Source organism: Kineococcus deserti, assembly GCF_050871945.1.
Lineage (GTDB): Bacteria > Actinomycetota > Actinomycetes > Actinomycetales > Kineococcaceae > Kineococcus.
On the sequence record NZ_JBJLSI010000011.1, the window covers coordinates 63,681 to 78,361 of the forward strand.

A 14,681-nucleotide genomic window follows, 5' to 3' on the forward strand; every position below is an offset into this window, starting at 1 on the left:
CGTGGCTACGGTGGGCCGCGTCGTGAACGTTCACGGTACGGAACATCCAGTCGCGAAGGAGCGCCACGTGTCGTCCACCTCCCCCACCCGCTGGGCCGTCCTCGGGCCGGGCGGCATCGCCCGCCGGTTCGCCTCCCAGCTCCCGTTCGCCGACGCCGAGCTGGTGGCCGTCGGCAGCTCGGCGACCCCCGGCGGCACCGAACGCGCCCGCGCCTTCGCCGCCGAGTTCTCCCCCGGCGCCTTCGTCGGCGACTACGACGCCGTCCTGGCCCGCGACGACGTCGACGCCGTGTACGTCAGCACCGTCCACGTCACGCACGCCGAGCTCGCGCTGGCCGCCATCGCGGCCGGCAAGCACGTGCTGTGCGAGAAGCCGTTCGCCCCCAACAACGGCACCGTCATGGCCATGGTCGACGCGGCACGCAGCAGCGACGTCCACGTCCTCGAGGCGTACATGTACGCCCACCACCCCCAGACGCAGAAGCTGCTCGAGCTCGTCCGTTCGGGCGCCGTCGGCACCGTCCAGCACGTCGACGCCAGCTTCGCCTTCGCCACGGGGAAGAAGGAGGGGCGGCTGTACGACGCCGACCTCGCCGGTGGCGGCATCCTCGACGTCGGCGGCTACCCGGTCTCGGCCGCGTACCTCGTCGCCGGCGCAGCGCTCGGCCGTCCCGCCGCGGTGACGCAGTTCTCCGCCCAGGGCACCGTCGGCGAGACGGGTGTCGACGAGTGGGCCGTCGCCTCGATCACCTTCACCGGCGGCGTCACGGCCTCGGTGCGCACGGGCGTCGCGCTGGCCGATCCCGAGACGATCACCGTCCACGGTTCTGCCGGCACCATCCACCTGCCCGACCCGTGGACGATCCGCGGCGAGACCCGCATCGTCGTGACCCGTCCGGGCGAGCAGCCCGAGACGATCGAGTTCGACCCCGAGGCGCCGGAGAACAAGGCCTACGCCCTGGAGGCCAAGGCCCTGGTCTCGGACGGGACCCCGGCCTTCACCCTCGACGACACCCTCGCGGTCTCGGCGGTCCTGAACCGCTGGCGCGACGCGATCGGCCTGCGCTACCCCTTCGAGACCGACACCGCGGACATCCCGACCGTCTCGGGACGGCCGCTGCGGCGCCGCGAACCCACCGCGATGAAGTACGGCCACATCCCGGACCTGGACAAGCCGGTGTCCCGGCTGGTCATGGGCTGCGACAACCAGCCCGACCTCGCGCACGCCTCGGCGATCTTCGACGCGTTCGTCGAGGCCGGCGGGAACACCTTCGACACCGCCTGGCTGTACGGCATGGGCAAGTACGAGAAGTTGTTCGGCCGCTGGATGGCCAACCGCGGGAACCGCGCCGACCTCAACGTCATCGTCAAGGGCTGCCACACCCCGTACAACGACCCCGAGTCGCTGACGCGGCAGTTGTTCGAGTCGCTGGAACGCCAGGGCAACGACCACGCGGACATCTACATGATGCACCGCGACAACGAGGACATCCCGGTCGGCGAGTTCGTCGACGTCCTCGACGAGCACGCCGGCGCCGGGCGCATCACGGTGTACGGCGGCTCGAACTGGTCGCCGGCCCGCGTCGACGAGGCCAACGAGTACGCCGCGAAGAACGGCAGGCGCCCGTTCCGGGTGCTGTCCAACCACTTCGGCCTCGCCGAGGCGTACGACGTGCCGTGGGCCGGCTGCCGGCACGTCACCGACCCCGAGTCCAAGCAGTGGCTGACCGAACGGGGCATCGCGCTGCTGCCGTGGTCCTCCCAGGCCCGCGGGTTCTTCGCGCGCGCCGACGTGAACGACAAGAGCGACGCCGAACTGGTGCGCTGCTACTACTCCGACGCGAACTTCGAGCGCAAGGCGCGGGCGGAGAAGCTCGGCCGCGAGCTCGGGGTCCCGGCCACCGCCATCGCGCTGGCGTTCGTGCTGGCCCAGCCGTTCCCGACGTTCGCGCTGTTCGGCCCGCGTTCCATCGCCGAAGCCCGTTCGTCGATGACCGGTCTGGGTGTCGAGCTCGACGAGCAGCAGGTGGCGTGGCTGGACCTGCGCGAGGGATGAGCCACCCGGAGGCGCGCGCCGCGACGATCGTCGACGTGGCGCGCGTCGCCGGGGTGTCCCGTCAGACGGTGACCCGGGCGCTGCACGACATGCCGGGCATCAACGCGGGAACCCGGGAACGGGTGCTGGCCGCGGCGCGGGAACTGAACTACCACCCGTCCCGGTTCGGCCGCGGCCTGGTGAAACCCGCCGCCCGCACGCTCGGCCTGCTCGTCGGTGACCTCACGAACCCGTACTACGCCGAACTGGCCTCGACGGTGCTGCGGCTCGCGGCCGAACGCGGCTGGAACGTCGTCATGGCCGAGCCGGGTTCCATCGCCGACCTGGCCGGCGGCACCGACGCGGTCATCGGCTTCACCGGCCTGGCCCTGGAACGGCCGAACGCCGGTGCGCCGAACCTGCCCGTCGTGGAGATCGACCCGCCGCGGGTCTCCCCCGGCCACGGACGGGTCGAGTTCGAGCGCGCGACAGCCACGCGGCAGACCGTCGCGCACCTGCGCGAGCGCGGGGTCTCGCGTCCCGTGGTGCTCGACCTGCCCGGGCGCTCGGCACGCGGTCGCGCTTTCGTCGACGCCTTCCGGGACGCCGGGGTGGATCCCGTCGTCGCCGACAGCGCCCTGAGCTGGGCGGAGCTGCGGTCCGCAGGACCCGACGCGCTCATCGCGTTCAACGACCTGAACGGGTTCCGGCTGCTGCGGGAACTGGCCGAGGCCGGGGTCGCCGTCCCCGACGAGGTCAAGGTCGTGGGCGTCGACGGGCTGGCCGTCGGGGAGTTCGTCACCCCGCGGTTGTCGACGCTGGCCATCGACCTCGGCGAGGTCGCCCGGGCCGCCCTGGACCTGGTCGTCGAGCTGTCCGACGGCTCGGCCGGCGACCTGGTGCGGGTCGTGCCGCACCGGTTCCTGGCCCGCGACTCCACCTGAGCTCAGGAGCGCTGCAGGCCCAGCTTCGCCAGCGAGGCCCTGACGTCCTCGGGCTTCCAGCCGAGGCGGCCGTCGGTCCACGTCGGGGCCGGCAGGGCGCCGCGGCCGACGAGGGAGTGCAGCGTCGCGACGTCGACGTCGTAGCGGTGGCTGACCTGGAGCAGCGTGAGCTTGTCCATCGGTTCCGGATTCTCTCGGGTCTTCGGGAGGACGCCCCGAGCGGGGCAAACGGACCCATGGTAGCCGGTGCGGGGCCGGGCGTGGTCGGAGCAGCACGCTCGGCCGCTGCCGGGTCCCGTGACGACGCTGCCGTCTATGCTCGACGACCTCGGGTGAGTTGAGGAGTCCAGACGCCGTGAACCCTGACCGCGGTGACGCGCGACCCGCTGTGGACCTGACCGACGACGCCGCACGCACCCGCTCGGCGCGCCGCCTGGTGACCACGGCGGCCAATCCCGCGCTCGACCGGCTCGCGGAGCTGGCCGCACGGCTGCTGGGCGCGCCCGCCTCCCAGGTGTCGCTGCTGTCGGACGTGCAGACCATCTCCGCGGCGGCCGGCCTGTCCGACCACGACCGCGGCGGCGCCAGCCCGCTGGCCGAGTCGCTGTGCACGGTGACCGCCACCAGCGGACGGCCCCTGGTCGTCCCCGACGCGGCCGCCGACGCCCGCGTGGCCGGTCTGCCGCCGGTCGTCTCCGGCGCGGTCGGCGCCTACCTCGGTGTCCCGCTGCGCGGGCAGGACGGGCACGTCATCGGCGCCCTGTGCGTCTTCGCCCCCGCGCCGCGGACCTGGTCCGAGACCGACGTGTCGCTGCTCGGGGACCTGGCCGCGGCGGCGGTCACCGAGCTGGAGCTGTCGGCACTGGCCGTCGACTTCGAGGCCGCGCGGGTCCGGTCCCAGCTGGCCGTCACCGCCGGCGGGATCGGCACCTTCGACTGGAACCTGCTCGACGGCGAACTCACGTGGGACGAGTCGCTGCTGACGATGTTCGGCTACGCCCCCGACGACTTCGGCCGTGACATCGAGGCGTTCAACGCCCGCGTGCACCCCGACGACCTGCCCCGCGTGGGACAGGCGCTGCAGGGGGCGATCGCCGAGTGCGGGGTGTACGAGGCCGAGTTCCGCGTCGTGCTCCCCAACGGCTCGACGCGGTGGATCCAGGCGCGCGGGCAGGCGCTGGCCGACGAGACCGGCCGGGCCGTGCGGGTGCTGGGCGCCGCCTACGACACCACCGCCGCCCGGGACGCCGACGCCCGCGTCGCCCGGGTCCTGGAGTCGATGCCCAGCGCGTTCTACTCCCTGGACCACGAGTGGCGGTTCGACTACGTCAACGCCGAGGCGGAGAAGCTGCTGCAGCGTCCGCGCGGGGAACTGCTCGGCGGGGTGCTGTGGGACCTGTTCCCCGCCACCGTCGGCACGGTCTTCGAGACCGAGTACCGGCGGGTGGCCGGGTCCGGGGAGGCGGCGACGTTCGAGGCGTACTACCCCCCGCCGCTGGACGGCTGGTACGAGATCCGCAGCTGGCCCGGTCCGGACGGGCTGGCGGTCTACTTCGTCGACGTCACCGACCGGCGCCGCGCCCAGCGCGAACTCGAGGAGGCGCGCGAGGAGGCCGAGGACGCGCGCGCCGCAGCGGAGTTCGCCCGCGCCCAGGCCGAGGCCGCGCACGCGGCCACCGTCGTGGCCGCGGACCGGCTGCGGCTGATCGCCACCGTCAGCGAGGACCTCACCGCCACCCTGGACGTGGCCGAGGCGGTGGCCCGGCTGGCCCAGCACCTGGTGCCCGCGCTGGCCGACTGGTGCATCGTGACGCTCGTCGAGGGGCACGGCGCCCTGCGGGACGTGGGGTGCGAACACGCCGACCCCTCACGCCGCGAACTCGTGCGCGAGTACCGCGATGCGCGACTGCCGGCGTTGACCTCGACCTCGTACCCGCACCAGGTCGGGCGCACGGCCCGGCCCGTGACGTTCGCGCAGGACGCCACCGAGACCGTGTGCACCATGCTCACCGAGGGTTCCAGGGCGCAGCAGCTGATCCGCCGGCTGGCGCCGGCGGCGCTGGAGTGCCTGCCGCTGCGGGCCCGCGGCCGCACCGTCGGGTTGATCACCCTGTTCCACGACGACGCGCGATCGCACCTGCAGCGCGAGGACCTGCTGCTGGCCACCGAGATCGCCGACCGGGCCGGGCTGGCGCTGGACAACGCCCGGCTGTACTCGGCCCAGCACCGGATGGCCGAAGGGCTGCAGCGCAGCCTGCTGACCTCACCGGTGGAGCCGGACCACGTGCAGGTCGTGGTGCGCTACCAGCCGGCCGCGCAGGCCGCCCAGGTCGGCGGGGACTGGTACGACGCGTTCATGACTCCCGACGGATCCACCGTGCTGGTCATCGGCGACGTCATGGGTCACGACATCGCCGCCGCGGCGGGGATGAGTCAGGTCCGCTCGCTGCTGCGCGGCATCGCCTACACCACCGGGGCCGGCCCGGCGCAGGTGCTGTCGGGGCTGGACGCGGCGATGCAGGGGCTGGCGGTGGACACCACCGCCACCGCCGTGGTGGCCCGGCTGGAGCAGTCCCGTGACGAGCGCGACCGCGACGTCACCCGGTTGCGGTGGGCCAACGCCGGCCACCCCGCCCCGGTGCTGCTGACCCCCGACGGCACCGTCAGGTCGCTGGCCGCGCAGTCGGCGCAACTGCTGCTGGGCGTGGACCCCGGCGCCCACCGGGCCGACGCGGCGATCACGGTCGACCGCGGCTCGACGGTGCTGATGTTCACCGACGGGCTGATCGAGCGCCGCGACCGCTCGATGGACGACGGGCTGATCGCGCTGCACGAGGCCGTGGCCGACCTGGCTGACGCCTCCCTGGACGACCTCGTCGACGGGTTGCTGGCGCGGCTGGTGCCGGCCGACCACGACGACGACGTGGCCCTGGTCGCGGTGCGCCTGCACCCGCAGGACCGCCCCCGCCCGGCCGAGGCCGGGCCGCACCGGCTCCCCCGGTCCACCCCGCCGGTGGACGCCTGAGGGCTCAGTAGACGTCGCGCACGTACCGCTTCTGGCGCGCCATCGCCGTGACGTGCAGCGCGGCGTCCTCCGCGCTCATGCCACCGTGCTCGGCGACGACCTCGCGCAGCGCGGCGTCGACGTCCGCGGCCATCCGCGAGGCGTCGCCGCAGACGTAGACGTGCGCGCCGTCGGCGATCCAGTTCCACAACTGCGCGCCGTGCTGGCGCATGCGGTCCTGCACGTACACCTTCTCGGGCTGGTCGCGGGAGAAGGCCAGGCTGAGGCGGGTGAGGAACCCGTCCTCACGCCAGTCCTCGAACTCCTGCCGGTAGTACCAGTCGGTGGCCGAACTGCGCTCGCCGAAGAACAACCAGTTGGGGCCGGCGGCGCCGTGCGCGCGGCGGTGCTGCAGGAAGGCGCGGAACGGGGCGACGCCGGTGCCCGGGCCGATCATCACCATCGGCGCGTCCGGGTCGGCCGGCGGCCGGAACGCCGGCGAGGGCTGCACGAAGATGCGCAGGTCCTGGCCCTGCGCGCGGTCGGCGAGGAAGGTGGAGCAGACGCCGTGGCGGACGGGGTTGCCGAACCGGACGGCCGAGACCGTCAGCTGGACCTCGTCCGGGTGCGCCTCGGGCGCCGAGGAGATCGAGTACTGACGCGGTTGCAGGGGTTTGAGCAGGCCCAGCCACTCGGCCGGTTCGGCGCGCACCGGGAAGGCCTGCAGGACGTCGGCGGTCTGCCGGCCCCAGCACCACTGCGGTGTCAACCCCTCCTTCCGCGAGTGCCTCGCCACGAACCGGACCAGGTCGGGCGAGGGCCGGGTCAGGTCCAGCTCGCGCAGCACCTCGGGTTCCAGGCCCGTGAGCCCGGCCACCTCGCGGACGACCAAGGGATCGTTGACGGGCCACACCCCCAGCGAGTCCCCCGCCTGGTAGGCCAGTTCCTCGTCGCGGGCGAACCCGACCTGGCGCACCTCCTTGGTCGAACCCTGCGCGTTCAGCCGCACGTTGCGCACCAGACGTGAGGAGTACGGCGACCTGCGCGTCGGCCGCTCCGGCGCACGCGGTGCCGGGATGACGGCCCCGCCCCCGGCCAGCAGTTCCACGACCTGCGAGCTCCACGCCGAGACCCGCTCGTCCTCCCCCGGCTCGCACTCGACCCGGTCGAGCAACCTCCGGGCCCCGAGTTCGGCGAACCGCTCGTCCAGGCGGCGGCCGTGACCGCAGAAGTCGGCGTAGCTGGAGTCGCCGAACGCCAGGACGGCGAACCGGTTGCCGTCCAGGCGTGGGGCGTCGGCGGCGGACAGGCTGGCCCAGAACGACTCCCCGTTGTCCGGCGGCCCACCGTCGCCGAAGGTGCTGGAGACCAGCAGCGTCGTCGGCGCCAGCCGTGCCGGGTGCGCCTGGTCCATCCCGAGCACCCCGACGCGTACCCCGGACGACTCCAGGGCGGCGGCCGCCGAGCGCGCGTGCTCCTCCGCACCCCCGGTCTGCGAGGCGAACAGCACGAGCACGTCGGGTTCCGGGGCCACCTCCGCAGGAGCCGCGAACGTCCCGGCGAGGAACCCGTCCACCCACGCCCGGTCCGCGTCGGCGAACGGTGCCGAGGCCGGCAGCACCGGCACGAAACCCGGATCGCGCCCGAGGGCGTGCAGGAACCCTTCGAGGTAACGCGACTGCTGCTGGTCGAACACCGGCGGACCGGACCGTCCGGCCGCGTCAACGGCCACGTCAACGGCCACGGCCACCTTGGCCAGCGAGACCGCGCACACCTTGAACTCGGGCTGGAAGCTGTCGGGGTCGACGGCGTCGTTCGTCACGGCGTTCACCGCGAGGTCCGCGCCGGAGGTGTCGTTCCAGTGGAACGGCGCGAAGCAGCAACCCGGCAGGACCCGGTCGGTGACGACGGCGGGCAGCACCGCCCGGCCCCGCCGTGAGGTCACCTCGACCCGGTCGCCCTCGGCGATGCCGAGCCGGGCGGCGTCCTGCGGGTTCACCTCGACGAACGGGCCGGGGTTCAGCTTGTTGAGCTGGGCGATCCTGCCCGTCTTGGTCAGCGTGTGCCACTGGTGCTGCACGCGGCCGGTGTTCAGGACGAACGGGTGCTCGTCGTCGGGCAGTTCGGCGGCCGGCACGAACGGCCGCGGCCAGAACACCGCCCGCCCGCTGGGCGTCGGGAACTGCAGGGTCCCGCCGTCGAGGTAGCGGACGGGGTTGCGGTCCGGGCCGCCGGGCGCGGCCGGCCACTGCACCGGCCCCTCGCGCAGTCGCCCGTGGTCGACCCCGCGCAGGTCGTAGCCCGTGCGGGGGTTGGAGAAGCGCCGGACCTCCTCGAACACCTCCGCCGCGCTGGTGAAGGCGAACTGGTCCCCGAAACCCATCGCCCGGGCGACCAGGCAGATGAGTTCCCAGTCCGGCCGGGCGTCGCCGACGGGGTCGGCGGCCTGCTGCAGCAGGGTGATGCTCCGTTCGGAGTTGACCGCGACCTGCTCGGACTCGGCCCACAGGGTCGCCGGCAGCAGGACGTCGGCGTACGGCGTGGTCTCGGTGTCGGCGAAGGTGTCCTGGACGACGACGAACTCGCAGCGCTGCAACGCCTCCACCACCGTCGACCGGTTGGCGACCGAGGCGACCGGGTTCGTGCAGATGATCCAGCACGCCTTCACCTCACCGTCGGCCATCCGGCGGAAGAGGTCGATCGTGCCCGTGCCCACGTCGGTGCGCAGGGTCCCCGGTGCCAGTCCCCACACGCCCTCGGTGAAGTCGCGGTCGTCGGCGTCCAGCACCGAGCGCTGCCCGGGCAGCCCGGGGCCCATGTACCCCATCTCGCGGCCCCCCATGGCGTTCGGCTGCCCGGTCAGCGAGAAGGGGCCGCTGCCCCGGCGGCCGATCGCGCCCGTGGCCAGGTGCAGGTTGACCAGGGCGTTGGTGTTCCACGTGCCGTGCGTGCTCTGGTTGAGCCCCATCGTCCAGCAGCTCATCCAGTTCTCCGCGCCGGCGATGAGCTCGGCCGCCCGCCGCAGGTCCCCCTCGTCGACCCCGGTGAGTTCGCAGACCCGGTCCGGGGCGTGGTCGGCGATCACCTCCGCCATCCCCTCCCACCCCGTGGTCGACGAGGCGATGAACCCCTCGTCGACGGCGCCGGCCCCGACCAGCAGGTGCAGCAAGCCGTTGAGCAGGGCCAGGTCGGTGCCGGGCCGCACCGGCAGGTACACGTCGGCGGCCTCGGCGGTGGCCGTCCGGCGGGGGTCGACGACGATGAGCTTCGCCCCGGCGCGGACGCGGTCCATCATGCGCAGGAAGAGGATCGGGTGGCAGTCGGCCATGTTCGAGCCGACGACGAGGAAGACGTCGGCGTGGTCGAAGTCGTCGTAGGAGCCGGGCGGGCCGTCGGCGCCCAGGGACTGCTTGTACCCGGTGCCGGCGCTGGCCATGCACAACCGGGAGTTGGACTCGATCTGGTTGGTGCGCAGGAACCCCTTGGTGAGCTTGTTGGCCAGGTACTGCGCCTCCATCGACATCTGCCCCGAGACGTAGACGGCGACGGCGTCCGGCCCGTGCTCGGAGGCGATCTGCGCGAACCGCCGGGCGACCCGCTCGACGGCCTCGTCCACGCAGACGTCCCGGGGCTGCGAGCCGCGCTCGTCACGCACGGCCGCCCGCTCCAGCCGCCCCGGCGCGGTCAGGAAGGACGCGCTCGTGGCTCCCTTGGTGCACAGCCGCCCGCGGTTGGCCGGGTGCTCCCGGTCCCCGGTGACCTTCGCCACCGACCGCCGCCCGGTGGTGGGGTCGGTGGCGATCTCGAGCACCATGCCGCAGCCGACCCCGCAGTAGGAGCAGGCGCTGCGCACCGAAGCGTTCACGGGCAGGAGTAGACCGACCCCCGGTTGCCGGTCCGTTTCCCGCGTGTTGCGGCCGTGGTGCGCTCTCCTCACAGCCGCCGGACGGGGCCGTGAGGACAACGTGACGCCCCCGCAACGGCGGATGCGACCGCCTGTAACGCGCCGTGCCTAGCGTCGGTGACGCGACACCGACGAAGCGCCAGCCAGCCCACCCCAGGAGGCACGACATGGCCGTCACCACCCGCACCGTCCCGGCTCCACGAGCCGGCCGATGGGTCGACGACCACGACCCCGAGGACGTCGTCCAGTGGGAGTCGACGGGCCGGAGCACGGCCAAGCGCAACCTGTGGCTGTCGATCTTCGCCGAGTTCCTGGGCTTCTCCGTCTGGCAGCTGTGGACGATCGTGACGCCCTCGCTGAACGGCGCCGGCTTCTCGCTGTCCGCCGACCAGATGTTCTGGCTCATCGCGGTGCCCAACCTCGTCGGGGCGACGCTGCGCTTCCCCTACACCTTCGCGGTACCGCGCTTCGGCGGGCGCAACTGGACGATCGTCTCGGCGCTGCTGCTCGTCCTGCCGTGCGCGGGCCTGGCGGTCGTCGTGCAGAACCCGCAGACGCCCTTCTGGGTCATGGTGCTGGTGGCCGCCACGGCCGGTGTCGGCGGCGGGAACTTCGCCAGCAGCATGGCGAACATCTCGTTCTTCTACCCCGAGCGCGAGAAGGGCGCCGCCCTGGGCCTGAACGCGGCCGGCGGCAACCTCGGCGTCGCCGTCGTGCAGCTGGCGGTGCCGATCATCGTCGTCGTCGGCGGCGGCCTGGCGCTGGAGCGGGCCGGGCTGGTCGTCATCCCGCTGGCCGTCCTCGCCGCGGTGCTGGCGTGGCGGTACATGGACAACCTGTCCACCGCCCGCGCCGACTTCGCCGGGTACGCCGCGGCGGTGCGCAACAAGCACACCTGGATCATCTCTTTCCTCTACATCGGCACCTTCGGCTCGTTCATCGGGTACGCGGGGGTGTTCCCCACGCTCATCAAGCAGGAGTTCCCCGAGGTCGGCTTCACCTGGGGTTTCGTCGGACTGCCGCAGGTCCCGCTGACCCTGGCCTTCCTCGGCGCCCTCGTCGGGTCGCTGGCCCGGCCCTCGGGCGGGAAGCTGGCCGACCGGCTGTCCGGCGCGAACGTCAGCGTCGCCGCCTACCTCGTCATGGCGCTCGGTGCGGTCGGCGTCATCGTGTCCCTGCAGGCAGGGACCTTCGCCGGGTTCTTCCTCAGCTTCCTCGTCCTGTTCGTCGCCAGCGGCGTCGGGAACGGATCGGTGTACCGGATGATCCCGGCCATCTTCCGGGCCGGGGTCGCCCCCGAGGAGATGGTGCTGGCCAAGCGCCAGGCCGCGGCCTGCATCGGCATCGCGGCCGGCATCGGCGCCTACGGCGGGTTCGTCATCCCCCGCGTCTTCGCCGCCTCCCTGTCCGGCTCGGGATCGCTGCAGCCGGCCCTGCTCGGCTTCATCGCCTTCTACGCGGTCTGCGCCGTCGTGACCGTCGCCGTCTACAAGGTCGGCCGCGCCCAGCGCTTCGCCGGCGCCGAGATCTGAGGAGGACCACTGTGAGCTCGACCCCCCGTTTCCTGCAAGGTGTCCACCCGTTCACCGGCGCCGGTCTGGAGAAACCCGTCGCCCTGGACGGTCTGGCCTCCCTCGCCGTCCCGGACGGACACCGCGCCCAGCCGGTGTACTTCCGCGGCGGCAACCCCACGGACGAACTCGTCGTCGTGGCGCTGCTGCGCGACGGGGTGACCATGCGGTTGTTCCCCGTCGGCGCCAAGAGCTCGGTGCACGTCCCGCTGAGCATCGTCGAGGACGTCGAAGCACCCTCCACCCTGGAACTGCGGGTGATGGCTCCCGAGGGCCTCGCCGGCACCGTCGTCGTCGACCTCGGGCTCGTGGAGGTCTGACGTGACCGAGACCGCTGAACGCACCAGCACCGTCCCCGCGCAGCGGCGGCCTCGCCGTCGCCTGGTCGTCGTCGGCAACGGCATGGCCGGCATCCGGGCCGTCGAGGAACTGCTCGAGCGCGGCGGGGCCCACCAGTTCGACGTCACCGTGTTCGGCGACGAGCCGTACGGCAACTACAACCGGATCATGCTGTCGCACGTGCTGTCGGGCCAGGAGGACGAGGACGGGATCTTCCTGAACTCCCTGTCCTGGTACACCGAGAACGGCATCGACCTGCGCGCCGGCGTCCGCGTCGAGCGCGTGGACCGGTTCGCCAAGGTCGTCCACGACGCCGACGGCGGCGTGACGCCGTACGACGTGCTCCTGCTGGCCACCGGTTCGACCCCGTTCTTCCCCGCCATGACCGGTCTGCACCGCCAGGACGGTTCCCTGCTCCAGGGCGTGTTCGGCTTCCGCACCCTCGACGACGCCCGGGCCCTGCTGGCCTCGGCGAAGACGCACCGCAGGGCCGTGGTCATCGGTGGCGGGCTGCTGGGGCTGGAGGCCGCGCACGGGCTGGCCACGCACGGCCTGCAGGTCGACCTCGTGCACTCCCCGCAGCACCTCATGAACCAGCAGCTCGGCCCCGAGGCGGGCCGGGTGCTGCGCCGGAAGATCGAGGACCTCGGCATCCGCGTCCACACCGGCGTCCGCACGAAGGGTCTGCGCGGTGCCGACCGCGTCACCGGGGTGGAACTGCCCGACGGTTCGGTCCTGGACGCCGACTTCGTGGTGGTCGCGGCCGGGATCCGGCCGAACGTCGACGTCGCCGTCCGCTCCGGCCTGGAGGTCGAGCGCGGCGTCGTCGTCGACGACCGGATGCGCACCAGCCACGAGGACGTCTACGCCGTGGGTGAGTGCGTGCAGCACCGCGGCCAGACGTACGGGCTGGTCGCGCCGCTGTGGGACCAGGCCGGGGTCCTCGCCGACCACCTCACCGGGTCCAGGCCCGACGCCGAGTACCACGGCACCCGGACGTCCACGAAGCTCAAGGTCGCCGGCGTCGACGTCGTCGCGATGGGCCTGCCCGGCCCCGAACGCGACGACGACGAGTTCGTCGTGTTCTCCGAACCGCACCGCGGCGTGTACCTCAACGTCGTCGTCCGCGCCGGCCGCCTCGTGGGCGCCACCCTGCTCGGCGACGTGCGCAAGACGGCGTTCCTCACCCAGGCCTACGACCAGGGGCTGCCGCTGCCGGAGGAACGCATGAGCCTGCTGTTCGACCTCGGCTCCCCCGACGAGGCCACGTCGGTGGCCGAGCTGTCCGACGACGTCCAGGTCTGCAACTGCAACGGCGTGACCAAGGGGGGGATCGTCGGCGCCGTGGCGGGAGGCTGCACGTCGGTCAACGCCGTGATGGGCAAGACCAAGGCCGCCAAGGGCTGCGGGTCCTGCAGGACGCTGGTCGAGCAGATCACCGAGTGGGCCGCGGGCGGGAACCTCACGGTCGACGAGAGCGCGAACTGGTACGTTCCGGGGGTTCCGCTGGCCAAACCCGAACTCATGGCCGCGATCCGCGAGCGCGGGTTGAAGTCGGTGTCGGCGGTGTTCCGCGAACTGGCGCCGGGCGGGGTCGAGGACGCGAAGTCGAAGATGGGTCTGACCTCGCTGCTGCGGATGATGTGGCCCGAGGGGCTGGACTCCGACGAGCGCGACGGCCGCTACATCAACGACCGGGTGCACGCGAACATCCAGCGCGACGGCACGTTCTCGGTCGTTCCGCAGATGAAGGGCGGGGTGACGACCGCCGAGCAGCTGCGGAAGATCGCCGACGTGGCCGACAAGTACGACGTCGGCATGATCAAGGTGACCGGTGGGCAGCGGATCGACATGCTCGGGGTGCGCAAGGAGGACCTGCCGAAGGTCTGGAAGGACCTCGGGATGCCGTCGGGGTACGCCTACGGCAAGAGCTTCCGGACGGTGAAGACCTGCGTGGGAACGGACTTCTGCCGCTTCGGTCTGGGCGACAGCACGAAGCTGGGCATCGACCTCGAGTCTCGCTACCAGGGGGTGGAGACGCCGGCGAAGCTGAAGCTGGGCGTCGTGGGGTGCCCGCGCAACTGCGCCGAGGCCTACGTCAAGGACGTCGGCGTCGTCGCGATCGGTGGCGGCAGGTGGGAGGTGTACGTCGGCGGGGCGGCGGGTGCCACGGTGCGCAAGGGCGACCTGCTGGCCACGGTCGACTCCCCCGAGGAGGTCATCACGCTGACGGGCCGGTTCATCCAGTTCTACCGGGAGTGGGGGAACTGGCTGGAACGCACCTACGAGTTCGTCCCGCGGTTGGGGATCGAGCGGGTGCGGGCGGTGCTGGTCGACGACTCCGACGGCATGGCCGCAGGTCTCGACGAGCGCATGCAGGCCACCGTGGAGGCCTACCGCGACCCGTGGCAGGAGGGTGCCGACCCGGTGACGTCCGGGCAGTTCCGGCCCTCGCTGCCGCTGGTCGACCTGCCCCTGGTCCCCCGTCGTCCCGCCGGTGCCCCCGGCGGCGTTCCGGAGGTCTCGCGATGACCACGAACACCGAGCTGAACACCGAGCTGAACACCGAGCTGAGCACCGGTCGGGCCGTCTGCCGGGTGCAGGACCTGCCCGTGGGCGAGGGCCGCGCCTACGTCGTCGACGGGCAGCAGGTGGCGCTGTTCCGGCACCGCAGCGGCAAGGTCAGCGCCGTGCAGGCCGCCTGCCCGCACGCCGGTGGGCCGTTGGCGGACGGGCAGGTGGACGAGAGCGTCGTCATCTGCCCGCTGCACCTGAACGCCTGGAACCTGACCACGGGCGAGTCGTCGGCCGGGCTGCCGCCGATCGCGGTGCATCCTTGTCGGGTCAGCGCCGACGGTCTCGTCAACGTCGAGCTCTGAGGAGG

Annotated in this window: 9 protein-coding genes; 7 read left to right on the forward strand and 2 right to left on the reverse strand. The window is 72.6% G+C overall.

From position 1 onward, the window contains the following. The first annotated feature begins 67 nt into the window (after positions 1 to 67). Entirely contained in the window at positions 68 to 2,056 is a 1,989-nt protein-coding gene (locus tag ACRYR2_RS11130; RefSeq protein ID WP_432562930.1) for an aldo/keto reductase, read from the forward strand. Further along, complete coding sequence (locus ACRYR2_RS11135) at positions 2,053 to 2,979, forward strand: LacI family DNA-binding transcriptional regulator (protein WP_432562931.1); 927 nt, start codon at positions 2,053 to 2,055, stop codon at positions 2,977 to 2,979. The genes ACRYR2_RS11130 and ACRYR2_RS11135 overlap by 4 nt, the downstream gene beginning before the upstream one ends. Before the next feature lie 2 nt (positions 2,980 to 2,981). On the opposite strand, the gene ACRYR2_RS11140 is transcribed toward ACRYR2_RS11135, so the two are convergent. Beyond that, complete coding sequence (locus ACRYR2_RS11140) at positions 2,982 to 3,158, reverse strand: hypothetical protein (protein ID WP_432562932.1); 177 nt, start codon at positions 3,156 to 3,158, stop codon at positions 2,982 to 2,984. Between the two features lie 176 nt (positions 3,159 to 3,334). Between ACRYR2_RS11140 and ACRYR2_RS11145 the strand changes: the two genes are divergently transcribed. Further along, positions 3,335 to 6,004: a SpoIIE family protein phosphatase gene (locus tag ACRYR2_RS11145; RefSeq protein ID WP_432562933.1), complete on the forward strand. Its 2,670-nt coding sequence runs from the start codon at positions 3,335 to 3,337 to the stop codon at positions 6,002 to 6,004. A 4-nt stretch (positions 6,005 to 6,008) separates the two neighbouring features. Here ACRYR2_RS11145 and ACRYR2_RS11150 read toward each other — a convergent pair whose 3' ends face one another. After that, complete coding sequence (locus ACRYR2_RS11150) at positions 6,009 to 9,848, reverse strand: molybdopterin-dependent oxidoreductase (protein WP_432562934.1); 3,840 nt, start codon at positions 9,846 to 9,848, stop codon at positions 6,009 to 6,011. A gap of 206 nt (positions 9,849 to 10,054) precedes the next feature. On the opposite strand from ACRYR2_RS11150, the gene ACRYR2_RS11155 reads away from it, so the two are divergent. Genes ACRYR2_RS11155 through ACRYR2_RS11170 form a run of 4 tightly spaced genes read left to right on the forward strand, consistent with a single transcriptional unit; the run spans position 10,055 to position 14,676 of the window. Beyond that, positions 10,055 to 11,419 (forward strand): MFS transporter, encoded by a 1,365-nt coding sequence (locus tag ACRYR2_RS11155; RefSeq protein WP_432562935.1) that lies wholly within the window; start codon positions 10,055 to 10,057, stop codon positions 11,417 to 11,419. A gap of 11 nt (positions 11,420 to 11,430) precedes the next feature. Next, on the forward strand, positions 11,431 to 11,778 hold the full coding sequence (locus ACRYR2_RS11160; protein ID WP_432562936.1) for a molybdopterin oxidoreductase: 348 nt from the start codon (positions 11,431 to 11,433) through the stop codon (positions 11,776 to 11,778). 1 nt (position 11,779) lies between these two features. Beyond that, positions 11,780 to 14,329, forward strand: coding sequence for a nitrite reductase large subunit NirB (gene nirB / locus ACRYR2_RS11165; protein WP_432562937.1), 2,550 nt, complete (start codon positions 11,780 to 11,782; stop codon positions 14,327 to 14,329). Further along, entirely contained in the window at positions 14,326 to 14,676 is a 351-nt protein-coding gene (locus ACRYR2_RS11170; RefSeq protein ID WP_432562938.1) for a Rieske (2Fe-2S) protein, read from the forward strand. Before nirB ends, ACRYR2_RS11170 begins: the two co-directional genes overlap by 4 nt. The last annotated feature ends 5 nt before the right edge of the window (positions 14,677 to 14,681 follow it).

Excerpts from the sequence above, each read along its gene's own strand:
- ACRYR2_RS11155 (WP_432562935.1), top strand. The coding sequence starts at position 10,055 with ATGGCCGTCACCACCCGCACCGTCCCGGCTCCACGAGCCGGCCGATGG.
- ACRYR2_RS11170 (WP_432562938.1), top strand. The coding sequence starts at position 14,326 with ATGACCACGAACACCGAGCTGAACACCGAGCTGAACACCGAGCTGAGC.
- ACRYR2_RS11135 (WP_432562931.1), top strand. The coding sequence starts at position 2,053 with ATGAGCCACCCGGAGGCGCGCGCCGCGACGATCGTCGACGTGGCGCGC.
- ACRYR2_RS11140 (WP_432562932.1), bottom strand. The coding sequence starts at position 3,158 with ATGGACAAGCTCACGCTGCTCCAGGTCAGCCACCGCTACGACGTCGAC.